This is a genomic window from Vibrio mytili (assembly GCF_049563345.1).
Lineage (GTDB): Bacteria > Pseudomonadota > Gammaproteobacteria > Enterobacterales > Vibrionaceae > Vibrio > Vibrio mytili.
This window is the reverse complement of the sequence record NZ_CP110482.1, coordinates 51,329-75,822: the sequence shown is the minus strand read 5'-3', so window position 1 is coordinate 75,822 and position 24,494 is coordinate 51,329. Positions and strand designations below refer to the sequence as shown.

Below are 24,494 nucleotides of genomic sequence, written 5' to 3'. Positions count from 1 at the left end.
AGCACATGTCACCAATACAGTTTTCGAAAGGCAATCTCACCGCTCACCAGCAAAATCAATTGACCGCTGGCTTTGAGTCCCATAGCCAAACCCAACTCGCGCCTCCTTATCACAAAGAACGGTTCAACTGGACGGTTCAGGATGAACAAGGCAATCTCATTGCGGTACTTACCGCTGATTTACTCTGGGATTGGCTTTATATCGATGAGCTTTGGGTTGACGACAGCTGTCGCGGGACCGGAATGGGGAAACAGTTAATGGTTCAAGCAGAGACGCATGCGAAAACACTCGAGTTATCCGGTTTATGGCTCTGGACGCAAAGCTGGCAGGCACCTGTTTTTTACCAACGACTGGGCTTTGAAGAGTTTGCTCGTTTAGACGATTTTCCCAAAGGTCATAGCCGAATCGGGCTGAAAAAACACCTGTAGATAAGCGAGTGCGACTTCCCCAGAGATAGCAATAATACCGACTAAAGATGTTGGGTATAAAAAGAGACCGATATATCAAACGACAATTAAGTCAGCTGTAAATATCGGTCACGTTTACTGGTGACTATTTTTTAAGTTGTGATGGGTCTCTTAACCATCGAATCAAAGTCAAACTACAGGCTAGAATAATCAGTGTCGCTGGTAAACCACCTAAGTTGGAGAGCTGCTTAACACCATTTATTCCTACTGTACTGACCATTATCCACGCCACCAAGCCAATCAGGGTTCCCCATAGGATTTTAATCGGCAGTGCCGTGCCTTCGTCTGATTCAGAGGTGAAATCTTTAGTACATAAGTCACCAATCGCATCCGTACTTGAGTCCGCAGCCGTCACATAAGAGATAAACGCCACCAAAATCAGGAAAAATGAAGTCACACCACTCAACGGCATTTCATCCATGATGTAATACAGAAGCTGCTCAACACCACCATTATTCAATACTTCGTATAGCGCACCACCTGAAGTGGTATCCAAGTATAGCGCTGTACCTGCAAATACTGATACCCAAAACAAGATAAACAGACTTGGGTACATCAAATTGACCTGAATAAACTCTTTGACGGTATAACCACGTCCAATTTTACCAAGGAACATCGCAGTGATCGGAGCCCACGCAAACCAAACAGCCCAATAGAATACACTCCACCACTGAGGCCACGGGTCATTCGCTGCTTGACCAGTGAATAAGCTCAATCGGAAGAAGTTCTGTAGATATGACCCCAAACCTTCCACACCAATCGATAACATGTACACCGTCGGCCCACAAACCAAAACAAATACAAACAGCGCGATCAGCATCCAAAAGTTCGCTTTCGACAAGCGCGCAATACCTTTGTTTAAGCCGCTTGCAGCAGACATTACAAACGTCGCGACGATAAGTAATATAAATACACCCAACGTGATCGCATTCCGCTCAATATCGATAAACTGACTCACGCCGCCAAGCAAAGTTAGAGCGCCAGTACCCAACGACGAAGCCATGCCTACTACCAGTGAATAGAGTGCCAAGGCATCGATAATATCTGCAACGCGTGGTGTTAACGCTTTACCAAACACAGGACGAAGCGAACTTGAGATAGAGAATGGTAACTTTAAGTTATAAAACGCCAAGGCAAAAATCAGCGCAGGTACACAGTAAATAGCGTAAGGCGTCGGTCCCCAATGGAGGAACATCGCAGAAAGTGCAAACAGTGATGCATCTGGGCTACTCGCTTCGATTCCCAAACTTTCTGGTGGCGTATGCAGGTGATAAATCGGCTCAGCTGTGGTCCAGAACAAAACCCCTACCGCAAGCGTGGTACACAGTACGATCATAAACCAACGCGGTTTGGTGATGAGCGGCGTGCTGTTTTCACCACCGATACGAATATCACCGAGTTTCGAAAAATAAGTAATAGCGACCAAGACCAGCAGATAAAAACTGCCGAGGCTAAATAACCAAGAAAACAGTTCCAATACCTTGCTATTCAATGCGCTGGTAACGGCAGTAAAGTGTTCTAAATCCACCAAGCTGAGGATAAGCGCACTTACAAGAATCAAAAAGGTTGGATAAAACACCAACGGTCGTAAAGCTTTAAACATTTTCCTTCCCTGAATATCCAATTACATGAAATTACGTTTGATGGTTTCATCAAAGCTCTTTTCGAAAATCACCTCATCATCATGTTTGGCTTTCCAGTGCGCTTTGATATAAAAGTTGTCCTGATCACAAGTCATAACATATTGGGCTTCAATGCCTGTACGCCAGCCATCACGCCCCATGTCGACTCGCAGGCGAATATCATTCTTTGCGCTATGAGGATCTTCTGGGTGAATAGATAAGAACTGATGAATATCAAAATCAATTTCACTTTGCGCCGAATGGAAGTACTGGCAACCAAAGTCATCAAACGTTTCCAGCGTCGTCACTCCGGTTTTATAGTCACGATGCACGACACGTTGACTGTTCGTGGGTCTGCGTTGCTCACCATTAAAGCTCACGGCTCGGCTATAAGCCGGGACTCGATCTGTTGGCGTTTGAGTGTAGTTAAGTGGCAGTTCAACCGAACATTGTGCTGTATTAAGCGTCAATGTCGCATCATATTCAGACGGCCAAGTCAAAGGCCAGTACGCAGTAGATATTGCTACGCGCAGCTTGTGTCCTTTAGGAACAACATAAGCCATGTGATAGAGCGGGACTTCCACGTCATAGTCTTGCCCTGGTTCCATCGCTTCTGGGAATTCATGACTATCACGGTGTGCTAAATTCAAAATTCCATGCGTTACGCGTGTTACTTCTCCTGTTGGGTGGACATCAGAGACACGAACCACAACATGAGCATTGGGTGCAGAACTGGCCAGAGACAGTTTAGCTTTGATCTGTCCTGCTATCGGCAGATCATCACTCAACGTTTCGGTTTCAAATAACAGTGATCCCGCATCGTCATGACGTTGATCACTAGGCTGCTCCATTTCCAGACGGATACCAACACACAAGCGACCGCCATCAAGACCGACATCTTGAGGTGAACGAATCGTAAGCGGGGCGTTCCCCGCAGGTGCATCCGCTAGGGACTTATCATTTAAATAATAAGTACGATACTGGGTATCAGGCGATGGCCATGTTGGCTCACTGACCCACTTTCCTGATCGAGCATCATAGTCGCTGCGTGGCAATACGCTCTCTTGCAAGTAATACTGAAGCTCAGGCTCTTTCTCTATGCCGTTCTCAATACCTTTCAACCAACGATCCCACCAGCGAACGGATTCCGTCACATAATCCATTTTAGGATTCGGATAAGCAATGTTCGGATATTTATGTGCCCAAGGTCCAATCAAGCCCTTCTTCGGTCCAGAAAGGTTACTCAGCAGAGAAAAAACGGTATTACGATAATTATCAGCCCAACCACCAATGGCGTAGACAGGAATTTGAACCTTTGAATGGTCTTCACACACCGAACCATGTTTCCAGTAGTCACCGCGCGTTTGATGACTGATCCAAGGTTTGGCTAAGAATGGCATCTGATTGAGACGCTCAAGCCAAATTTCTTTCCAGTTTTCCCCAACTAAGTTGGCATCCGGACTGCGTGCCTGAGCATATGCCCAAAAGAAAGCGGCCCAATCCATATTGTCGTTTAGCAGACACCCCCCTAAAAAATGAATGTCATCTCGGTAACGGTCATCGGTTGAGCACTGAGTGATAATGGCTTTAAGCGCAGGAGGCTGAAGTGCCGCAACCTGTAGCGAGTTAAACCCACCCCATGAAATGCCAACCATACCGACGTTGCCATCACACCAAGTTTGCTCAGCAATCCAGTTAATAACGTCGCAACCATCTTGTAGTTCCTGGGCTGAATACTCATCGTCAAATAAACCGTCGGACTCACCACAGCCTCTTAAGTCGACACGAATACACGCGTAACCGTGAGCGGCAGTTTCAGGCATGGTTATTTCATCACGAATCACTGTTCCGTCATTTTTTCGATATGGTAAAAATTCCAGAATCGCCGGTACAGGATTTGATTCAGCATCTTCCGGCATCCACGCTCGAAACGCCAAACGAATTCCATCAGGTAAAGTCAGCCAATCGTGGTGAATCTCTTTAACGACTTTCATTCAGTCTCCTTGACTATTAACAAATTGATCACTTTTATCTTAAGCTTTGAGGTTCATCCGTAAATCGTTAAATAGTTAAGGTATACTTAACTAAAAGTTAACGCAGAGTAAGAACATGCCCTTTAATCGCAAGTTAATTCCAAATACAAGCAGCCTGATCATGTTTGAAACAGCCGCTAGGCTTGGTAGCTTCGCCAAAGCGTCTGAAGAGCTTTGTGTGACCACTGCTGCGATAAGCAAGCAAATAAAAACCATTGAAGAAGCGATTAATATTCAGTTATTTAACCGAAGTAAGTCAGGCGTCACACTGACAAGCCAAGGTGAGCGCTATCTGGAGTCAGCATCAAAAGCATTGCAAATATTAGAAAATGAAGCGAATCACTATGTTGACGTAGATGAAGCAACTTCTGTATTAAACGTGGAAGTAGGCCTATGCTTCCTTCACTTTTGGTTACTACCAAAATTAGACAGCTTTCGCCAACACTATCCGAATATTCAGATAAATCTGATCGTTAATAATGAACGCACAGAAGCCAACACAGATGATGCGTATGATGTCGCCTTTTTTTACTCAAAAGTCGATACGTCGAATCGTGATAACTATTTGCTGTTTCACGACCGAGGGTTATTAGCCGCCAGCCCCAACTTTGTGAACTCACGACTCACTAACTCAGATTTAAGCTACATCCTTAAGCAACCCAAGATCATGCTTAAAGAAGAACTGCCTATCTGGGAGGGTTGGGAATCACTATGCAAAAAATTAGGTGTTGAATACAACATTTCTGATGATGTGCTTTTTGTGGAAGACCAAGTCGCAGTAATGCAAGCGGCTATTAATGATGGTGGCATTGCGCTCGTAACAGAGTGGCACGCCCAAGATTTACTTGAGTCTGGCCAACTCGTCGCCCTAACACCAACTGTAGAATATGAAGACAAAGCTTACTTTTTGGCGGAATCCAGCACAGGTAACCACGAAGCTGCGAAATTGCTGATAGACTGGGTGACGGCTCAAGTCTAGCCTACTGAAGAGGACGCTATTCACAGCGTTGAACGGTATTGATTAACACGTGTGTATAGCAAGTAGGAAGCATATCAGCTTCCTACCTATAACTCAGGGTTTACTATACCTCATGACTTAGTGGGTATGATGCAATAAACCCGAAGAAATCATGGCTGTTGTCGCAATGGCCTGGCAGCGCGAGGACTTCACGCAACTGTCAGCGGCCACGTGTTGATCAATTGAATAGACAGTTTGGCCTTCTTTTATCGTTTCCAATACCTTGATATCCGCTAACTCTTCCGGTTTTACCGTTAATGGATTGGCAGACAAGATGGCCAGATCAGCCAGTTTTCCGGCTTCCAACGAACCTTTATTTTTCTCTTCTTTGTATTGTGTGGCTGCCCATAATGTTTGCGCTTTTAACCCATCAAGTGCCGACACTCTCTGTTTTGGTCCCAAAACCTGACCAGTACGGCTTACACGGTTAACGGTCGCAGAGTAAACTCGCATTGAGTTAGGCAGAGCAACCGGAGAATCATGGTGAGAGGTATATATCATTCCTAAATCTCGAGCCCATCCAGTAGGTGAGATGTTTTCTGCTCGATCTTTGCCTAGAACAGAATTCATATGCCAATCCCCCCAATAGAAAGTGTGCATCGGGAAGAATGAGGGAAATACCCCTAATCGTTTGAAGCTTTCCACCTGATCTTTACGCGCGGTCTGAGCATGAATCGCGATAAAACCTCGATCAGGTATGCCATGCTTTTTCTCACTCGCTTCTACCGCTTTGAGGAGCTGATCGATGGCGGCATCACCATTAACATGAGTAAGCAATTGCCATCCATTTTTTTGGGCTAACTCAATATACTCCGCGGCCTTTTCATCACTCATACTTGGGTAACCTTTGTAACCTTTCTCTTGCCCAACAGGAGGGATGAGATAGGGCTCAGTTAGCCATGCGGTTTTGCCTTGTGGAGAGCCATCTAGGTTGAGTTTCGCACCCGCCACCCGAAACCCATTGGTATAGTCATCAGAATAATAAGGGGGCGCAATGACTTCTTGAGCAATCTGTATATCAGGGTAAGCCACGACATCGATGGGTAGTTTTCCTCGCTGTGCCAAACCATACATGGTTTTTACTGCCGAAGTCGACGCTCTGCCCTCTTGTGCAGTGGTATAACCAAAACTAGAGTAGAGGCTCATACCCGCTTTGAAAATGACCTCATTTTCTTGCTCGTTGAGTTTTGAGAATAATGGAATCAATGTTCCAAAGAAAGCCGTTTCCTCCAACACACCATTTGGCGCTTTACCATCGAGCTCACGGCGTACTTTCCCTCCATCAGGATCGGAACTTTCTGCCGTCCAACCTGCCAACTCTAAAGCTTTGGTATTCAGAGTGGCTAAGTGACCGGATTGATGAATAATCAATACCGGAACATCTTCAGAGACCGCATCCAACTCTTGCCGTGTTGGATGTCGTTGCTCTTCGAGTTGCGAATCATCGTAACCAAATCCCAAAATAATACCATGCTGACTGTTTTCCGGCTTAGCCACCCAGCTTTTAAGTTCTTGTTGCAATGCAGCAATACTATTCACGTTACCATCTGGGGCAGAAAGTAAATTAGCCGATAACGCTTGAATGCCCGTGTTAAACACATGTCCATGACCATCAATAAAACCAGGGATCATCGTCTTACCTTCTAAATCAATCACGCGAGTCTTGTCGTCACGTAATCCCATCAATTCTGACTCTGAACCCACAGCCAAAATTCGACCATTCTTAACCGCTAACGCCTCTGTCATTGGTGCAGAGTCGTTAACAGTAATAATATCGCCGCCAATATAAATGGTGTCTGCAGAAGGTTTGGCTGGGCTTGAGGCAAACGCAGTAAAGCTGATAGTGCACAGGCTTAGTGCTAAAGTTGAGACTCTCACAGCATTAATTTCCCAAGGTGATTCGCTATATTAGGAAAAAGTATAGAACAAATACATGATTGTTGACGCGATACTCATCGATAAGATGGTTGGTCTCATTGCACAACTTTTTCCAAGCAAATCGATAAGTCCTGAATTAACATTCCTTGCCAATATGAGAACGGCACAGTTATCGAACTTTCCCCCTCAAAACCAGACGGCAATTCCCTGCCTCTTTACCCACAATTAGGTGTTGATTTCTTTAGCGATCATCACGCTAAGATTTGATAGAAAGACCGCAATGATCGCACGCTAAACCTGCCTACCTCTTCCAACACCATGTTTTTAAATAATAAATAAAAAAGTAAGAATACTCTGACAAAAGGGTCCGATTCCTGCATTAATTTCGTGACTGAAATTTATTGGTCATAGCAACGAGAATCGACTCAAGTTTTTGGTCATATCAGTCGAAACTTCTAAAGTAAGCAATAAAAACAAAAACAATAAATAAGCTCATATAGCGACCTTACCAGTGTTGGCTCAGTCAGAGAGAGCATGCTCATAGACTAAGCAACGCAGGGGGAATATGAACAACAATAAGCATCGATTAATCATGGGGCATATATGTTTAAGAACTTGTCACTAAAAAACAAACTGGCGATCTCCGCCAGTGCTGCCATTATCCTCGGGGGAGTGTTGGTTGAAGGGTTGTCTTTCAGAGACTCTCTGCAAAGACTCGATATCGAAGTCGCACAGCGCTTAGAAAGCACCAGCACATCTTACAATCAATATGTAAGTGATTGGCTAACCTCTAAAGAACGTGCACTGACGGCACTTTCTCAAGACGCAGAGCCTTCATCACTTGTGACCCATTTAAAACAAGTTCGAGATTCTGGCGCCTTTGATAATGTATTTTTGGCCTATCCGGACGGGTCACAAAAAAACGCTAACGGTGTGATTTTACCGCCAGGAAACAATGATCCTCGTAAGTGGGGTTGGTACATCAACGCTAAAGCGGACCCTAGTTCCGTGTTTATGGATAATCCGACTGTCGCGGCAGCGACCGGGGCCAATGTCGTTTCCCTAGGGAAAGCATTGCAGTTGCATGGTCAAACCGTGGTACTGGGTGCTGACGTTGAGATCACGGACATCCTCAACAGTCTTAACCAAGTCATCCTTCCTGGTAAAGGCTATATGTTTATCGCCAACCAAGACGGCAATATCTTTACGCACAATAATACTAAACTGCTTAACCAACCTTTGAGCAAGCTTGGTTTAAATAGCAACGACCTTAAATCGGCGTCAGGGGCCGGCATCAGTCACCGAGTTACGATCAATGGGGAAGACTACGTCATCTACTCAAAACCGATCAAGGGAACAAAACTAACAACGGTGACCGTCGTCGATCACAGCTCGTTGGTGAAGCCAATATACGATGCCGTTTGGGACCAAATTATCGCAACCAGTATCGTAGTGATCATCTGTGTGGCACTGTTTAACTTGTTGTGTAATATCCTGTTCCGTCCATTGTACAACGTGTCTAACGCTTTATCTCAAATCGCTAACGGTAGTGGGGATCTCACCCAGCGTATTCAGGTAGAGAATCATGATGAAGTGGGCAAGTTGGCAGAAAACTTTAACTTGTTTGTCGAAAGCTTGCATCAACTGATCGGTCATATTCGAACACAAGCAGAAGAACTCAACCAACAGTCGGAACATAGTACAACTCGTGCAAACCAATCGGTGACGGATTTAAACCACCAGCAACAAGAAATTGCGATGGTGGCGACTGCCGTAACAGAAATGGCATCAGCAACTCAAGAGATAGCGTCTCATGCAGAACAAACCGCGAAAGCTGCGCAAGATTCCTCATCAAGTACTCAGAACGGTCATGAGTTGGTGATCAATACGAAATCATCAATCAACAACCTGTCGTCTGAGGTAAATGAAGCCAGCATGGTCATTGGCGATCTGAATCAGCACGCGCAGGACATTTCTACCGTACTGTCTACGATTCGAGACATCGCAGAACAAACCAACTTATTGGCTCTTAACGCGGCAATCGAAGCGGCCCGCGCAGGGGAACAAGGACGTGGTTTTGCGGTTGTGGCGGATGAAGTTCGCGTTCTATCTCAACGAACCCATACGTCGACTGAAGAGATCCGCACAACCATCGAGACACTGCAACAAACCACACAAAAAGCCGTAACTATTATGGAAAAGAGCTCTGAACTGGCCCAAGGTTCGGTAGAAGATGCCGATCGTGCAGCGCTTGCACTGGATGAAATCAATTCCGCGGTCGCACTGATCAGTGATATGGCAACGCAAATCGCAACGGCCGCAGAGGAACAAACACACGTGACCAATGAGATTACGCAAAACGTGACATCGATTAAAGATGTCACCGATCAGCTTGTCGTGGGAGCCGAAGATTCGATGAGCCAATCTTCCGAGCTCAAATCCCAAGCAGAAAGCCTAAACTCAAAAGTAGCGACATTTAAGTTATCCTAATACCAGCACGATAAATCAACGATAATAAAAACCCCGCTGAGTCATCACGGGGTTTTTTATTATCAAGGGTGCGTAAACACTTGCTGCATGGCTCTGTTCACAGAGGCATATTAACTGGGAACAGATTTCAACTCCGCAGAGCTCGCGACTTGCTTACGTCGTTCTCCCATTACGAGGAGTAAACGTTGCAGCCCAATGAAGCCAAACAGCAAAATGCCGACAATGATTTTTGTCCACCAAGAGCTCAATGTACCGTCAAAGGTAATGTAGGTTTGAATTAAGCCTTGAATGAGCACGCCGAACAGCGAGCCTAGCACCGTGCCGACCCCACCGGAGAGCAACGTCCCACCAATTACAACCGCGGCAATGGCATCCAGTTCAACCCCAACCCCAGCGAGTGGGTAACCCGCAGAAGTATAGATAGAGAACACAATACCAGCACAAGTCGCCAAAAAGGTAGAGAGCATATAAATGCCAATGACTGTTCTGCGCACTGGCACGCCCATCAATCCAGCCGAGGTCGCATTACCACCAACGGCATAGACATTGTTACCAAAGCGGGTGCGGTGGGCGAGCAAGATCCCCGCGACTACAACAACCAGCATGATCACCGCCATCAGGCTTAAACGTCCCCCGCCCCATATATGCCAAGCGGTACGGGAAAGCTCTTTAAACACCGGATCTTGAATAGGAATGGATTGCTCTGAAATCAAAAAGCTAGCCCCACGTAAAAAGAACATCCCAGCCAGAGTGACGATAAACGCAGGGATCTTCAATGTATCGATGATCCAGCCCATAAAGCCACCAAACAGCATACCCATGATCAGCACAATGCCCATGGCAAAGAACGGGTCAAAGCCCCACTCACCGATCATGGTTGCCATGAATACGCCCGTAAACGCCACGACGGACCCCACAGACAAATCAATACCGCCAGAGAGGATCACAAACGTCATGCCAACGGCAAGAATTCCCAAAAAGGCATTATCAGTCAGAATATTACAGATCACTCGGGTCGTCATGAACGCAGGAAACTCAAGCGCACAAAAGACATAACCAATACAGAAAACACAAATCGTAATAAACAGAGGAAAGTTACGTTTAATCATGATGGAATTTCCTCTTGAGAGCTTGAATCACGGCTGGAGACTGCATCACTAGAACAGTCAGTACCACGACGGATTTAACGATGTGGTTCCACTGAGGCTGATAGCCAGAAAGCAAGATACCCGTGTTAATACTCTGGATAATAAATGCCCCAATCAATGCTAAGAATAAATTAAAGCGCCCTCCCATCAGAGACGTTCCGCCAATCACCACGGCAAGAATCGCATCCATTTCGAGCCATAAGCCCGCATTGTTTGCGTCTGCACCTTTAATATCTGCTGCGACGATAATACCCGCAAGCGCGGCCATCAAACCACTCAACGCATACACAGACATCACGATGATCGGGGTATTTATCCCCGCGTTTTTGGCCGCTTTAATATTGATACCAACAGATTCAATGAACAGCCCGAGTGCGGTTTTTTTGGTTAAACACCAGATGCCAAGCATAGCAATAATCAACAATATGATCGGTGTCGGCAGCAACATGAACGATCCGCTACCAAACCAAGCTAAGGTGTCGTTATCAAAGGTCACAATCTGTCCTTGCGTGATTAACTGTGCAATACCTCGCCCTGCAACCATTAATATCAAGGTGGCGACAATTGGCTGGATCTTAAATACCGCAACTAAAAAGCCATTCCACAAACCGCATGCGACACCTGATAACAAGGCGCAAACTAAAATGGTTTCTGGCGCGTAGCCTTGTGTTGCCATACTTGCCATCACTGCCCCACTAATGGCCATGACCGCACCAACAGATAAGTCAATTCCGCCAGTCGCGATCACTAACGTCATTCCAATCGTTAAGAGCGCAACAGGCGCACCACGGTTAAAAATATCGATAACACTGCCAAATAAACGACCATCTTGAATATGAATCGAAAAGAAATTATCAGCGATTATCGCGTTTACTAAAAACAGACACAAAAGTGCCAATATCTGAGGTGCACCTTTAGGGAGGCTAAACCTCGACTTTGGTCGTGCACTTCCCTGAGTTGAAGGATTAATTGTTGTCATCGGAGCCTCACATCGCTATTGCTTGCATGATCGCAGGAACGGAAAGATCCTCGGTCTGGATTTCCGCGACTTGTTTTCGGTCTCGGAGTACAACGACTCGATCGGCATAGCCCACCAGCTCTTCCAGCTCAGATGAAATCACCAACAACGCAAGACCATTCGCACATAGAGATTCAATTAAACGTATTATTTCCGCATGCGCCCCAACATCGATGCCCCGAGTAGGCTCATCCAAAATTAAAAAACGTGGCTTGGTCAACAACCAGCGAGCAAGCAGAACTTTTTGCTGATTACCTCCAGAAAGAAACTCTATCGGCTGCTCAATATCCGGGGTTTTTATACCCAGTTGCTTGATAAAACGCTCAGACATCTCTTCTTGCTCTGATCGAGGTATTGGGCGGAACCAACCCCGCTGAGCTTGCAAGGCCAAAATGATATTTTCTCTAACCGAAGCCGCGCCCACAATGCCATCCGTTTTGCGGTCTTCAGGACAAAATCCAAAGCCATGTTGTGACGCTTGGCGAGCAGACGTGATTTTGATTGGCCGACTTTTCAGTTTACAGCTACCACTGTCACTGGGATCAATCCCAAAAATCACTTTTGCCGTTTCGGTCCGGCCTGAGCCTAGCAGCCCCGCAAGACCGACGATTTCACCTGCATGAACTTTGAGGTCAAACGGCTCGATCGTGCCTTTTTTTCCATATTGAGAAAACTCAACCGTGGGCTCAACACTTAGTTGAGTTTTACCCGCCCGCTTAAGTGCGTTGTCTTCGAGTTCACGTCCTAGCATCATCTTAACCAGCTCGATCTGAGGAAGCTCACTGGTTTCACGAGTCCCCACTAACTCGCCATTGCGTAAAACCGTGATCCGATCACTCACTGCATACACTTGGTCGAGGAAATGCGTAATGAATACCAGACTAATGCCCTTCTCACGCAAATCACGCATGATGCCAAACAGCATCTCGACTTCATTACTATCCAAACTCGCGGTGGGCTCATCAAGAATAAGGATTTTGGCTGACAGGGACACCGCCCTAGCAATGGAAATAACTTGCTGAATAGCAACCGAAAAGCTATTTAAGGGTTGAGTCACATCTAAGTGAAGACCATAACTGGACATGATCTGGGTGGCTTGTTGCGTCATTGCTTTTCGGTCAACAAATCCCCATTTTTTCGGCTCGTTACCGATGAATAAATTGTCCATGACGGACATATTAGGCAACAGGTTGACTTCTTGATATACCGTACCGATACCTAATTGCTGTGCATGTGCGGTATTTTGTGGAGAAATAGATTGCCCCTCTAGGAAAATATCACCCGCATCGCGATGATAAACTCCGGTGAGCGTTTTGACTAAAGTCGACTTACCTGCACCATTTTCTCCAAGTAATGCCATAATCTCCCCTCTTTTTAGCGAGAAATCGACATTTTGCAGTGCTTTTACGCCAGGAAAGTGTTTACTAATTCCTTCGGCACGTAAGACGTAGTCATCGTTAGGTTGAGCAGAAGACATACAAACTCCAAAACCTCCCACTAATAGTCAGTGAGAGGTTTTTAGCTAATTTTTAGTAACCCAAATCTTTTTTCATTTCAAGTTGCGACTGCGCATCTTTAGGTAAATAAAGCTTGGACTCTGTCACTATTTTTTTCGGTGGGGTCACGCCATCATTTTTGAATGAAATAAGCGCGTCAAATGCAGGACCTGCCATATTTGGCGTAAGCTCAACAGTTGCATTTGCTTCTCCGTCAATCATTGCTTTAAATATATCCGGAACCGCATCAATAGAGACAACTAAAATATCTTCACCCGGTTTTAAACCGGCTTCTTTAATCGCTTGTATTGCACCTATCGCCATATCGTCGTTATGCGAAAATACGGCACAAATACTCTTTCCGCCATCTTCTGCTTTAATGAAGCTTTCCATGACTTCTTTACCCTTACTCCGGGTAAATTCGCCTGACTGCGTACGTACAATCTTGACATTGTCAGCATGGCTGATCGCTTCGTTAAAGCCTTCTTTACGATCGATAGCGACACTCGCGCCTACCGTACCCTGCAATTCAACCACGTTACAAGGCTTGTCTTTGACGGTATTAAGTAACCATTCACCTGCGACTTTGCCTTCAAGTACATTATCCGCTGTCACTGCGGTCATATAAAGAGAATCGTCATCGACGGTAATACCCCGGTCGAGCAAAAACACTGGTATATCATAATCTTTTGCTTCTTCCAGTACCGGTCCCCAACCAGTTTGAACCACAGGGGCGATAAAAATGGCATCCACGCCCTGTGCAATGAAGGAGCGAACCGCTTTGATTTGGTTCTCTTGTTTCTGCTGAGCGTCAGAAATTTTTAAGTTAATACCGCGCTTCTCCGCTTCAGTTTTTGAGACGGCGGTTTCTGCTGCTCGCCATCCAGATTCTGAACCAATTTGTGAGAAGCCTACTGTCAGGGAGCTAGCAAATACGGAAGCAGACATACAAAGGCTACCGATTGCCGTTGCTAGGGTCAGTTTTTTTAGCATAATCGTTCTCTACCTGTTATTTATAATTCACATTTAATTATTGGAAAGGTACTGCATGAATGTATATTTCTTATACATTCAGAGGTTAGGACACATTTATATGATCAGATTAGATCTTGGTCACATTGAGTTTTCGATAGCAAAAAAATCCATTTTAATAGCAATTAAATTAATGATTTATTTTAAAAACACTCACCAATAGATTCATTTTCAATCAAACCAAGGTCTAGTTCGAACGAATACACGAAAATAAACACTATTTCCAATATCTATTTGCTTGGTTAAGAAGAAATAACTTCTGCTATAAAATGGTCTTGAACTAAGATTTCGAGCTGTGAGCGCAATGTCTATTTAGCTCTGTTTCTATAATAAAAAAAGGCTCCTTAAGTAAAGGAGCCTTTGAAACTAAATAGCGAACCAAATAATAAATTTAGGTATTTTCCCGATATTTAAAATTATGCTTTTGAACCCTGTTTGTAACGGTCAAATATTACCGCGGCTAGTAAGATTGCACCACGTACAACATACTGAGCAAATGGCGACATATTCAGTAAGTTCATCGCATTCTCTACCGTTCCCAGAATAAGCACACCCGCAATAACGTAAGAGACTTTACCGATACCGCCTTTTAGCGACACACCACCCAATACACAAGCAGAGATAACCACCAGCTCAAAACCGACCGATGTCATTGGCTGTCCACTGGTCATACGCGCAGCTAAGATTACACCAGCAAGAGCAGAGATGAAGCCAGACACCGTGAAAATGATCATCTTAGTTTTAACAACATTCACACCCGCTAAGCGCGCTGCCTCTTCGTTACCGCCGATCGCCAGCGTATTGCGGCCATAAACCGTACGATTCAGCAAAAAAGCAAACACCGCAAAAGTGATAATCGTTAGCCAGATTGGTGTCGGGATGCCAAGCAAAGAAGAATTACCTAAAGCGAAAAAGCTTTCTTCTGTGATACCAACCGCTTTACCGTCGGAGATAATGTAGCCAAGGCCACGCGCAATTTGCATTGTCGCCAGAGTGGTTATTAATGCGTTAATTTGCAGTTTGGCGATCACAAAACCATTAAGCAAACCAAAAGCAACACCAGATAGCAGGCCAGCACCGACACCGAGCACAACACTGCCAGTGGCATTGATTGCAACGGCGGTGACGACACCAGAGCAAGCGATGATGGAAGCGACAGATAAGTCAAGGTCGCCACATGCCAAACAGAATAGCATGGCACATGCCACCATCCCGCTCATCGAAATAGCCAAGCCAAGACCTTTCATGTTAATGAAAGTAGCAAAGTAAGGTACGAAGAACGCACACAATAAAAACAGACCCGCGAACACCATCAGCATACCGAATCGGTCCCAAATCCCAGCAAAATTCCACGAACGCTTAGCGCCCTTTTCTTCTAGTACTTTTGTAGAGGTTGTAACAGACATAATGATATTCCTTCGTTTTAAGCGGCTGCTGAGTCTTCTTTATCTAACATTGCTAGGCGAAGCGCAGTTTGTTCATTAAATTCGTCGCGTTGTAGTTCACCAGTGACCTCTCCTTCTTTCATGACAAGAACACGGTCAGAGATACCCAACACTTCCGGTAAATCGCTGGAAACGACGAGTACCGTGACTCCGTTTTCTGCCAGCTTAAAAATCAGTTCGTAAATCTCAGATTTGGCACCCACGTCGATACCGCGCGTCGGCTCATCCAATAAAATGACACTCATTGCCGTTGATAACCAACGTCCAAGAATCACTTTTTGCTGGTTACCGCCGGATAACTTGCCAATGGGTTGATCTAATGAAGACGCTTTTACATTTAACGCCTTTTTCTGTTTAGTGGCGTTTGCATTTTCCCACTCAAAATTGATCAAACTCTTGAGTTTTAAATTCCAAGGACGAGCGCTGATATTGGTGTTTTCTTGTACCGACATAATAGGAACAATACCGTCAGCTTTCCGGTCTTCGGAACAGAGTGTAATGCCGGCACGAATCGCATCTTGGGGGGTTTTGATGCCAATCTTGACATCATGCAAGTAAAGGTCACCACCCGTTTTTCTGTCCGCACCAAAAATCAAGCGAGTTAACTCTGTTCGGCCAGCGCCTACGAGGCCAAATAGACCCAGTATCTCACCTTGCTTGATATCCAAAGAGACTGGTGCAGTGAGCCCCGGCCCTTCGAAATTGTCCAAGCGCAGGCCACTTTTGCCTAGATTACGAGAGCGATAGTTGTAAATATCATTAATTTCACGACCAACCATGAGTTCAACTAAGCGGTCATGAGTCAGTTCCGACATATCGTGGAACGACTGAACATGTTGACCATCCTTAAAAATGGTAATGGCATCACACAAGTCAAATATTTCTTCCATACGGTGTGATACATACATAATGATCTTTCCAGAGTCTCGCAATTCACGAATGACCTTGAATAGATTCTGAATTTCACGCTGGGATAGGCTACTGGTGGGCTCATCAAAAGCGATAATTTGCGCGTTACGGCTAAGTGCTTTTGCAATTTCAACCATTTGCCATTGACCGATTGACAGCTCTTTTAACTGGCAAGACGGATCAAAGGTTTCACCTAAACGCTCTAGCTGAACTCGGGCATTATTGTTGAGGGTTTCGGTATCAACACGACCACCTTTGGTCGGTAGTTGACCAAGGTAAATATTTTCAGCAACCGTCAGTTCTGGCACAAGGTTCAGCTCTTGATAAATAATCGCGATGCCATAATCAAGTGCATCATTGGTGGAGTTTAGAGCCACTTCTTTACCATCAATAGCGATGTGACCTTCGGTAGGCTGGTGAAAGCCACTTAACGTTTTGAGCAGAGTCGATTTACCCGCACCGTTTTCACCCATTAAAGCGTGAACACTGCCCGCATCTGCGCGAAAACTAACGTTGTTCAAAGCTTTAACACCTGGAAAGTGCTTCGAGATATTTCGAAATTCTAGGTAAGAGGGGGACTTCGCCATGACATTCTCTCCGTTAAATCAATTGGTGACGGCCAACGTAGCCGTCACCCAAGGTGAACTTACAGCCCTTTTTTCGCCAGTTCGTCTTTGAAGTTTTTACGTGTAATAAGAACCACGTCCGTCACTTCAACAAATTTCTCTGGTTCAACGTCATCTTTCACCCACTTGTAAAGCGATTCGATACTCTTGTAGCCATGTACATCTGGGCTAGGGAGTAATGAACCGTAGAAACCAGTTGGCTGAGATTTCGCTAGCTCGTTCACCGCATCCACACCATTAATACCGATACCGATTACGTTGTCAGCACCAAAACCTTGACCTTCTGTCGCACGAATACCACCAAGCACGGTGTTATCGTTCATGCCAACCACAAGCCATTGCTTGACATCTGGGTATTGAACCAGCAGTGAGTTTGCTGCATCTAATGCACCAGGAATATCATTGGTTTTGGTTGGTACACGATAGATTTGCCCTTCAGGGAAGCCAGCAGCTTTTAGAGCAGAAATAGAACCGTCTACACGGCGACGTGCTGTATCAAGCTCATCGGCTGTAATTGCCATGACACCTGTTGTAGAAGCATCCCAGTTACGTTTCTGCATTTCTTTGTACAATTCGTTACCTTGACGCTCACCGATTGCGGTCGCCGCCATCATGACAAGCGGAACATTTGTCATCGGCTCACCTTTAGCATTTAGGAATTGGTCATCCACGGTAACCACTTTCAGGTCATAGCTTTTTGCTTTGGCCATAATCGCAGGACCCAACTTCGGATCTGGCGTACAGATAACGAAGCCCTTTGCACCTTGAGCCGCAAGAGTATCAATCGCATTAAGGGTTTTTTCGCCATCAGGCACCGCCATCTTAACCACTTCAAAGCCGAGATCCTTACCGGCTTTTTCTGCAAACGACCATTCGGTTTGGAACCAAGGTTCCTCAGGTTGTTTAACTAGGTAGCCAAGTCTCATTCCATCATCTGAACCGAAAAATGCGTTAGCAGACGCGCTGAGCATAGTCATGCCAGATAGAGCAGCAATTGTGAGTAGTTTTTTTAGTTTCATTGTTATCCATCCACTGGTAGAGGTAAGTGTTCGCTATACATATTTGAGCATTCTGACAAGATTATTAGTGACGAGAATCACAGCAAAAAAATGTAGCAATTTTGTCCATCCATTTAGCTAAAGAGGATATGACTCAGCTCGCAATTATTCTCCATTTCGAGAAATTAACCTAATTTTAGTTATCAAAACGTTAAATGAGACCATTTTTGTTTAATGATTAACCAATTGAAATACTAAGTTACAAGTGACACAAAAAACCACCCTCGACGTTTTTGTCCATAAATATAGCAACGTTATTTATGGGATAAATGGCAAGCTGAGTCTATAACATCAAGTAGATTTAATTTGCTGACCAAACGTTGGAGTTGTCATGGATACATTGAATACGCAGCAGCATGTAATTGGTTTGGACTTCGGGTCGGATTCCGTACGTGCTCTTATTGTAAATGCAGAAACAGGCCAAGAAGTTTCTTCTTCTGTTGTTTACTACCCCAGATGGATGAAGGGTCTCTACTGCCAGCCAGCTCAATCACAGTTCCGACATCACCCGCAAGATTATTTAGATGCAATGACGAGCGCAATTCAAGAAGTGTTAACCACTGTTCCAGCATCAATTTCGGCTTCAGTTGTTGGTATTGGCGTGGACACGACTGGCTCAACCCCAGCTCCGGTAGATGAAAACGGTACAGTTTTGGCGCTATTACCTGAGTTCGAAAACAACCCAAATGCGATGTTTGTACTGTGGAAAGACCACACATCTGTGACCAAAGCGGATCTGATTAACGAGCTGGCACATTCAGGCCAATTTACCGATTACACGCGTTACATTGGTGGGGTGTATTCCTCGGAATGGTTTTGGGCAAAAGCTGCCTGGGTCAGTGAACAAGATGAACAGGTTGCAAAACACGCTTACAGCTGGGTTGAGCTTTGTGACTGGATCCCAGCAACTCTAGCGGAGACTCAACATCCAGCAAAATTGCGACGCGGCATTTGTGCTGCAGGGCATAAAGCAATGTGGCATGACAGCTGGGGTGGTTTGCCAGACCAAGCGTTTTTAAGTGCAATTTCACCAACTTTGGATGGCATGCGTGAACGCATGTTTACCGAAGTATTTACTTCCGATCAAGCTGCTGGGCACCTGTCTAAAGACTGGGCAGAGAAATTAGGATTGCCAGAAGGTATCGCCATTGCGATTGGTGAATTTGACTGCCATATGGGGGCGGTCGGCGCTGGTGCTGGTGCCAATGACTTAGTAAAAGTTATCGGCACATCAACCTGTGACATTCTGATGGTTGAAGCTGACCAAGTCGGCGACCGCACAATTCACGGCATCTGCGGCCAAGTAGAAGGCAGTGCAATGCCAAACCTGCTCGCCTTAGAAGCCGGTCAATCCGCGTTTGGTGACATGTACGCGTGGTTCAAAAACGTCCTAATATGGCCGCTGCAAGCGTATGCAGAGAAAAATCCAGACTTCGCTAAAACAGCAGATGACATTGCTTCTGAGCTACTGCCAATGTTGTCAGATGCTGCGGCACAGCAACGGATTGATCAATACACACCAGTGGCCATGGACTGGCTCAATGGACGAAGAACGCCTTACGCCAATCAGCGCTTAAAAGGTGCAATTTGCGACTTAAATCTCGGCAGTGCTTCACCCGCGATTTTCTCAGCCTTAGTCGAGTCCACTGCACACGGCGCTAAAGCGATCGTTGATTGTTTCATCGATCAAGATGTTAACGTAGAGCGCGTCATTGCTATTGGCGGTATCGCCCAAAAGTCACCTTACGTGATGCAAATGTGTGCTGATGTGATTGGTCGCGAGATCATCGTAGTCGAATCGGATCAATGCTGTGCTTTAGGAGCAGCTATCTTTGCCGCCGTTGCAGCCGGTGTGTACCAAGATACCAACGCGGCACAAGCCGTGATGGCAAGCCCTGTTCGTCAGACTTACCAGCCAGATCCAAGCGTCCAAGCGTTACGTGCAGACCGTTACGCGACGTATCGTCAATTAGGTCAACATATGGAACAAATTGCGGAATTCCATCAAGAGCAGGAGCGAAAAGATGTCTGAACAAAGCATTTTGAATGAAGTGTCGGCGCTATCTGACAGGCTCAAAGCACTGCGCCATCAGGTATGGCAAGCCAATCTGGACCTCGAACGCCACAATCTCGTGACCTTTACGTGGGGGAATGTCTCCGGCATTGATCGTGAGTCTGGTTTAATCGTCATCAAACCAAGCGGTGTGGAATATAGCGATCTCTGTGCAGAAAATATGGTGGTGGTTGACTTGCAAGGTCAAATTGTCGAAGGCGATCTTAATCCGTCGTCTGATACCGCTACTCACTTGGAGCTTTATCGTCAGTTCCCAGAAATCGGTGGCATCGTCCATACCCATTCACCACAAGCAACGGCATGGGCTCAGGCCGGAAAAGCCATTCCAGCCCTAGGTACAACCCATGCTGATTATTTCTACGGCCCCATCGAGTGTGCGCGCGCATTAAGTGATGAAGAGATTGCGACGGACTACGAGCTCAATACTGGCAAAGTCATTGTCGAAACCATTGGTGATTCTGATGTGATGGCTTCACCCGGGATTCTAGTTAAAGAGCACGCGCCGTTCACTTGGGGAAAAGATCCTCATCAAGCCGTTCACAACGCGGTTGTGGTTGAAGTTGTTGCTGGCATGGCACTGCAAACTCTGCAAATCAACGCAAGCGTCAGCGCAATTAACTCAGCGCTTCTCGATAAACACTATTTACGTAAGCACGGCGCAAACGCCTACTACGGTCAAACCAAAAAATAAGGATACAAGATGAAAACTTTCAATGAAAAGCAGGTATGGTTTGTAACAGGCTCTCAGCACCTTTACGGTCCAAAAGTACTAGAAAGTGTTGCCAACAACAGTGAAGAGATTGTCGCTGGCTTAAACGCTACCGAAAGTATCTCGGTATCTATCGCAAATAAAGGAACCGTAAAAACACCAGACGAAATTCTTGCGGTTTGCCGTGCTGCGAACAACGATCCTGACTGTGTTGGTTTGATGCTGTGGATGCATACATTCTCGCCAGCCAAAATGTGGATTGCAGGTCTGACCCAGCTCAACAAGCCATTCCTACATCTTCACACTCAGTTCAACGCCGCGCTACCGTGGGATGAAATCGACATGGATTTCATGAACCTAAACCAAAGTGCGCACGGTTGTCGTGAGTTTGGTTTCATCGGCACTCGCCTTAATATTGAACGGAAAGTCGTGGTTGGGCACTGGCAAGACAAGCAAGTACATAAAGACGTTGATGACTGGTGTCGTGCGGCGATTGGTGTCAATGCTGGTCAACAACTTAAGGTCGCTCGCTTCGGTGACAACATGCGCCAAGTAGCGGTCACAGAAGGCAACAAAGTTTCTGCGCAGATTCAGTTTGGTTACGAAGTGAATGCCTATGGCCTTGGTGAGTTGAGCGACGTGGTTAACTCGGTATCAGATGCAGATGTAAACAGTCTGTTGGATGAATACGCTTCAACGTACGAGATGTCACCAGAGCTATTCAGTGATGCTGATCTCAAGAAACTGATGGTGCAAGAAGCACGTCTAGAGCTCGGTATGGAGTCATTCTTGACGTCAGTCGGAGCGAGTGCTTTCACAAACACATTTGAAAACCTAACCGGAATCACAAATCTTCCAGGCCTAGCAACACAGCGCTTGATGAGCAAAGGCTTTGGTTACGGTGGCGAAGGTGACTGGAAAACCGCAGCAATGACGCACATTATGAAGATCATGGGTCAAGGTAAGCAAGGCGGCACGTCGTTCATGGAAGACTACACTTACAACTTTGGCGGTAAAGGTCAGGTGCTCGGTGCTCATATGCTGGAAGTTTGTCCATCCATTGCGGCAGCCAAACCAAAACTAGAAATCCATCGTCACACCATTGGTTGTCGCTGCGATATTCCGCGTTTAATTTTTAGCGGTGCATCTGGCGAAGCGCTCAATGTGTCGATCATAGACCTTGGCGATCGCTTCAGAATGGTAGTGAACTTATTGGATACCGTCACTCCTCCGCAATCACTGCCTCACTTACCGGTGGCGCATGCGCTTTGGGAGCCGCAGCCTAATTTAAATGTTGCAGCCGCAGCTTGGATTCATGCTGGTGCTGCTCACCACTCAGTATACAGCCAAGCAGTAACACTACCAATGCTTGCTGACTACGCAGAAATCCTTGGGATTGAGATGGTGGTTATTGATAACGACACTAACCTACGTCAATTCAAACAAGATCTTCGTAACAACGGGGTATACTACCGTCGTTAATGCCACCCAACAAACGTGCTCCCTGAGGGGGGCACTTTGGAGTCCACTTGTGAATGATACAGATGTCGTAATTCCCCCAACCTTTGAGATAAACCAATCACGCTGGGTATTGAAGCTGTCTACCGCACAACCTGCGAATTTTGAACTTCAATATGACGGAAAAACATACTATGTCGGCACGATGGAAGTGGTAAACAACGGAGAGCATATTTCTGTCAGTGAGGCAAATTGGCAATTTCGTCACAAACCCGACAAGTTAGAGCAATGGTGTCAAGTTCACCACACCGACACTTTGTCCATAAATATGAATTACTACTTCGCTGATGATGCCCTCGTGATTGAGTACTTAGCACGCAACACGGTACCAACTCGTTTAGACATTCGACACGCGATTCAACACTTACCGCAACAAAACGAAATAGAGTCACGAAATTCAACGCCCAATTGGCAGCATAAGCGAGATGGGCTTCCGAGCGACTTTTTTCCTCAAACAGAAAAAACCGACTTTTTCAGAGAGGCTTTCTCGGCTAAGCAGTGGATAGTTTTAAAAGAACTGTGAGAAGCGGCAGAGCAAAGCTTATGATTCCACAATACAATAAGTTAAAAGCCTAAATTGATACTGCATGCAAAACAACGATCCATTAAAACCTGGGTACAACTTCGACGCTCATCTAGTTGCTGGCCTTACTCCAATCATTGAAGGCGACGAGCTGGATTTTGTTATTGATCGTCCTGGTGGCATGAAAGGGTTTATCATTAATATCACTTGCCAGGGAGAAGGGACGATTTTCCATGGTGATGATGCTTTTGATGTCAAAGCAGGCGACTTACTGCTTTTTCCACCCAGTGCGACTCACTACTATCATCGTAAAAAAGATAACTCGTCATGGTTTCACCGTTGGGTCTATTTTCGCCCACGTGCATTTTGGAATGACTGGCTGTGCTGGCACGATAACCGAAATGGTGTGTATGTCACCAAAGAACTGGATAACGGTACGGTATCCCAAATTGAGCGTTTGTTCACCGATATTGAGTATATTTCTAAATCCGATATGCCCTATCGCGATGATCTCGCCATCAACCTACTCGAGCAATTGCTCATTCGCTGTAAAAGTATTCAACCCGATGTCGTCAGTAAGCCGCTTGACCCACGTGTGATTGAAGCGATGAATTATATGACGCAAAATTTAAACCAGAACTTTACATTGGAAGACATTGCAGACTGTATTTGCTTATCGGCTTCGCGTTTAGGTCACCTCTTTCGTGACGAAGTCGGTATGACCATAACCCAGTGGCGTGATGACCAGCGCATCAGTCGAGCCAAACAACTACTGGTGACCACCAACTACTCGGTAAACCACATCGCTAGAATTGTTGGCTATACTGATCCACTTTATTTTTCTCGTGTTTTCAAGCGAAAAGCTGGCGCAAGTCCAAAACTGTACCGCGAACAAATCAGTTAATCAGTGCATGAGCATAAACCTTACCTTGAACACCAAACACACCCTGACTACAATAAAGCACTTTTTACGAAACCCAGAGTCATAAAATGAACGATACGACTAAACCAGCTCTACCAGACCGCTTAGCGGGTAACCCTCGTAGCCCATTCTTTATCAAAGAATGTTTTGAGCACCAAATTGGCATCCGTTTCAATGGTAAAGAGCGTACTGACGTAGAAGAATACTGCATCAGCGAAGGTTGGGTAAAAATTGCCTCTCCAAAAGCAAAAGATCGCTTCGGTAACCCAATGCTGATTCAACTTAAAGGCGCGGTTGAAGCCTACTACGTGTAAGCTCGTCAACAAGCGACAACGACGAAATGCTAAAGCTCGAGCTTCGCTCGGGCTTTTTTATTCCCCCGCCATCTACGCCCTCAACTAATCCAACATCTTCCCTTCTTCGTAAAAAGACCAATAACGATAAATCACTATTCTTATTACTTTGTTGTCTAGACTGTTATAGATGTACCCAAACAGCTTAAAGACGC

19 protein-coding genes are annotated in these 24,494 nt (G+C 45.6%); 9 read left to right on the top strand and 10 right to left on the bottom strand.

Features of this window, described 5'->3' with window-relative positions; genetic code table 11:
* Window positions 1-5: 5 nt before the first annotated feature.
* A complete protein-coding gene (locus ONE56_RS13990; protein WP_423840846.1) occupies window positions 6-428 on the top strand; it encodes a GNAT family N-acetyltransferase in 423 nt (140 codons plus the stop codon).
* Window positions 429-552: 124 nt separating this feature from the next.
* Here ONE56_RS13990 and ONE56_RS13985 read toward each other — a convergent pair whose 3' ends face one another.
* Both ONE56_RS13985 and ONE56_RS13980 read right to left on the bottom strand, forming a co-directional pair.
* Window positions 553-2,070: a BCCT family transporter gene (locus ONE56_RS13985; protein WP_423840845.1), complete on the bottom strand. Its 1,518-nt coding sequence runs from the start codon at window positions 2,068-2,070 to the stop codon at window positions 553-555.
* Window positions 2,071-2,091: 21 nt separating this feature from the next.
* A complete protein-coding gene (locus ONE56_RS13980) occupies window positions 2,092-4,083 on the bottom strand; it encodes a CocE/NonD family hydrolase (RefSeq protein WP_423840844.1) in 1,992 nt (663 codons plus the stop codon).
* Between the two features lie 160 nt (window positions 4,084-4,243).
* Between ONE56_RS13980 and ONE56_RS13975 the strand changes: the two genes are divergently transcribed.
* Window positions 4,244-5,101 carry a LysR family transcriptional regulator gene (locus ONE56_RS13975; protein WP_423840843.1) on the top strand — a complete coding sequence of 286 codons (858 nt, stop codon included), beginning with the start codon at window positions 4,244-4,246 and terminating at the stop codon, window positions 5,099-5,101.
* A 117-nt stretch (window positions 5,102-5,218) separates the two neighbouring features.
* Here ONE56_RS13975 and ONE56_RS13970 read toward each other — a convergent pair whose 3' ends face one another.
* Entirely contained in the window at window positions 5,219-7,018 is a 1,800-nt protein-coding gene (locus ONE56_RS13970; RefSeq protein WP_331437912.1) for an amidohydrolase, read from the bottom strand.
* A gap of 603 nt (window positions 7,019-7,621) precedes the next feature.
* Here ONE56_RS13970 and ONE56_RS13965 point away from each other — a divergent pair.
* Window positions 7,622-9,508, top strand: a complete 1,887-nt coding sequence (locus ONE56_RS13965; RefSeq protein ID WP_041155112.1) for a methyl-accepting chemotaxis protein — start codon at window positions 7,622-7,624, stop codon at window positions 9,506-9,508.
* A gap of 110 nt (window positions 9,509-9,618) precedes the next feature.
* Here the strand turns inward: ONE56_RS13965 and yjfF are convergent, their stop codons facing one another.
* The 7 genes from yjfF to ONE56_RS13930 form a co-directional block, all read right to left on the bottom strand.
* A complete protein-coding gene (gene yjfF / locus ONE56_RS13960) occupies window positions 9,619-10,617 on the bottom strand; it encodes a galactofuranose ABC transporter, permease protein YjfF (RefSeq protein WP_041155113.1) in 999 nt (332 codons plus the stop codon).
* On the bottom strand, window positions 10,610-11,635 hold the full coding sequence (ytfT, locus tag ONE56_RS13955; protein WP_423840842.1) for a galactofuranose ABC transporter, ATP-binding protein YtfT: 1,026 nt from the start codon (window positions 11,633-11,635) through the stop codon (window positions 10,610-10,612). The genes yjfF and ytfT overlap by 8 nt, the downstream gene beginning before the upstream one ends.
* 7 nt (window positions 11,636-11,642) lie before the next feature.
* The gene (gene ytfR, locus ONE56_RS13950) at window positions 11,643-13,151 is read right to left on the bottom strand and encodes a galactofuranose ABC transporter, ATP-binding protein YtfR (protein WP_423840841.1); all 1,509 of its coding nucleotides are present in this window, start codon (window positions 13,149-13,151) and stop codon (window positions 11,643-11,645) included.
* A gap of 52 nt (window positions 13,152-13,203) precedes the next feature.
* Window positions 13,204-14,163, bottom strand: a complete 960-nt coding sequence (gene ytfQ / locus ONE56_RS13945) for a galactofuranose ABC transporter, galactofuranose-binding protein YtfQ (RefSeq protein WP_331437914.1) — start codon at window positions 14,161-14,163, stop codon at window positions 13,204-13,206.
* A gap of 455 nt (window positions 14,164-14,618) precedes the next feature.
* A complete protein-coding gene (araH, locus tag ONE56_RS13940) occupies window positions 14,619-15,608 on the bottom strand; it encodes an L-arabinose ABC transporter permease AraH (protein ID WP_041155116.1) in 990 nt (329 codons plus the stop codon).
* Between the two features lie 17 nt (window positions 15,609-15,625).
* Complete coding sequence (gene araG / locus ONE56_RS13935; RefSeq protein WP_423840840.1) at window positions 15,626-17,143, bottom strand: L-arabinose ABC transporter ATP-binding protein AraG; 1,518 nt, start codon at window positions 17,141-17,143, stop codon at window positions 15,626-15,628.
* 59 nt (window positions 17,144-17,202) lie between these two features.
* Window positions 17,203-18,201 (bottom strand): arabinose ABC transporter substrate-binding protein, encoded by a 999-nt coding sequence (locus ONE56_RS13930; RefSeq protein WP_331437916.1) that lies wholly within the window; start codon window positions 18,199-18,201, stop codon window positions 17,203-17,205.
* Window positions 18,202-18,571: 370 nt separating this feature from the next.
* Here ONE56_RS13930 and ONE56_RS13925 point away from each other — a divergent pair, with 370 nt between their 5' ends.
* The 6 genes from ONE56_RS13925 to ONE56_RS13900 all read left to right on the top strand — a co-directional run bounded on the left by ONE56_RS13925 (window position 18,572) and on the right by ONE56_RS13900 (window position 24,300).
* Window positions 18,572-20,272, top strand: coding sequence for a ribulokinase (locus tag ONE56_RS13925; protein ID WP_423840839.1), 1,701 nt, complete (start codon window positions 18,572-18,574; stop codon window positions 20,270-20,272).
* Window positions 20,265-21,005, top strand: a complete 741-nt coding sequence (locus ONE56_RS13920) for an L-ribulose-5-phosphate 4-epimerase (protein ID WP_041155119.1) — start codon at window positions 20,265-20,267, stop codon at window positions 21,003-21,005. Before ONE56_RS13925 ends, ONE56_RS13920 begins: the two co-directional genes overlap by 8 nt.
* A 9-nt stretch (window positions 21,006-21,014) precedes the next feature.
* Window positions 21,015-22,505 (top strand): L-arabinose isomerase, encoded by a 1,491-nt coding sequence (gene araA / locus ONE56_RS13915; RefSeq protein ID WP_041155120.1) that lies wholly within the window; start codon window positions 21,015-21,017, stop codon window positions 22,503-22,505.
* A gap of 49 nt (window positions 22,506-22,554) precedes the next feature.
* Window positions 22,555-23,064 carry a hypothetical protein gene (locus ONE56_RS13910; protein WP_423840838.1) on the top strand — a complete coding sequence of 170 codons (510 nt, stop codon included), beginning with the start codon at window positions 22,555-22,557 and terminating at the stop codon, window positions 23,062-23,064.
* Between the two features lie 64 nt (window positions 23,065-23,128).
* Window positions 23,129-23,968, top strand: coding sequence for an arabinose operon transcriptional regulator AraC (gene araC, locus ONE56_RS13905; RefSeq protein ID WP_041155122.1), 840 nt, complete (start codon window positions 23,129-23,131; stop codon window positions 23,966-23,968).
* A gap of 86 nt (window positions 23,969-24,054) precedes the next feature.
* Window positions 24,055-24,300 (top strand): DUF3297 family protein, encoded by a 246-nt coding sequence (locus tag ONE56_RS13900; protein ID WP_041155123.1) that lies wholly within the window; start codon window positions 24,055-24,057, stop codon window positions 24,298-24,300.
* Window positions 24,301-24,494: the final 194 nt, after the last annotated feature.

What these genes read in the sequence shown, in the direction of transcription:
- ONE56_RS13990 (WP_423840846.1), top strand. Translation starts at nt 6, where the DNA reads ATGTCACCAATACAGTTTTCGAAAGGCAATCTCACCGCTCACCAGCAA.
- ONE56_RS13985 (WP_423840845.1), bottom strand. Translation starts at nt 2,070, where the DNA reads ATGTTTAAAGCTTTACGACCGTTGGTGTTTTATCCAACCTTTTTGATT.
- ONE56_RS13980 (WP_423840844.1), bottom strand. Translation starts at nt 4,083, where the DNA reads ATGAAAGTCGTTAAAGAGATTCACCACGATTGGCTGACTTTACCTGAT.
- ONE56_RS13975 (WP_423840843.1), top strand. Translation starts at nt 4,244, where the DNA reads ATGTTTGAAACAGCCGCTAGGCTTGGTAGCTTCGCCAAAGCGTCTGAA.
- ONE56_RS13965 (WP_041155112.1), top strand. Translation starts at nt 7,622, where the DNA reads ATGTTTAAGAACTTGTCACTAAAAAACAAACTGGCGATCTCCGCCAGT.
- yjfF (WP_041155113.1), bottom strand. Translation starts at nt 10,617, where the DNA reads ATGATTAAACGTAACTTTCCTCTGTTTATTACGATTTGTGTTTTCTGT.
- ytfT (WP_423840842.1), bottom strand. Translation starts at nt 11,635, where the DNA reads ATGACAACAATTAATCCTTCAACTCAGGGAAGTGCACGACCAAAGTCG.
- ytfR (WP_423840841.1), bottom strand. Translation starts at nt 13,151, where the DNA reads ATGTCTTCTGCTCAACCTAACGATGACTACGTCTTACGTGCCGAAGGA.
- ytfQ (WP_331437914.1), bottom strand. Translation starts at nt 14,163, where the DNA reads ATGCTAAAAAAACTGACCCTAGCAACGGCAATCGGTAGCCTTTGTATG.
- araH (WP_041155116.1), bottom strand. Translation starts at nt 15,608, where the DNA reads ATGTCTGTTACAACCTCTACAAAAGTACTAGAAGAAAAGGGCGCTAAG.
- araG (WP_423840840.1), bottom strand. Translation starts at nt 17,143, where the DNA reads ATGGCGAAGTCCCCCTCTTACCTAGAATTTCGAAATATCTCGAAGCAC.
- ONE56_RS13930 (WP_331437916.1), bottom strand. Translation starts at nt 18,201, where the DNA reads ATGAAACTAAAAAAACTACTCACAATTGCTGCTCTATCTGGCATGACT.
- ONE56_RS13925 (WP_423840839.1), top strand. Translation starts at nt 18,572, where the DNA reads ATGGATACATTGAATACGCAGCAGCATGTAATTGGTTTGGACTTCGGG.
- ONE56_RS13920 (WP_041155119.1), top strand. Translation starts at nt 20,265, where the DNA reads ATGTCTGAACAAAGCATTTTGAATGAAGTGTCGGCGCTATCTGACAGG.
- araA (WP_041155120.1), top strand. Translation starts at nt 21,015, where the DNA reads ATGAAAACTTTCAATGAAAAGCAGGTATGGTTTGTAACAGGCTCTCAG.
- araC (WP_041155122.1), top strand. Translation starts at nt 23,129, where the DNA reads ATGCAAAACAACGATCCATTAAAACCTGGGTACAACTTCGACGCTCAT.
- ONE56_RS13900 (WP_041155123.1), top strand. Translation starts at nt 24,055, where the DNA reads ATGAACGATACGACTAAACCAGCTCTACCAGACCGCTTAGCGGGTAAC.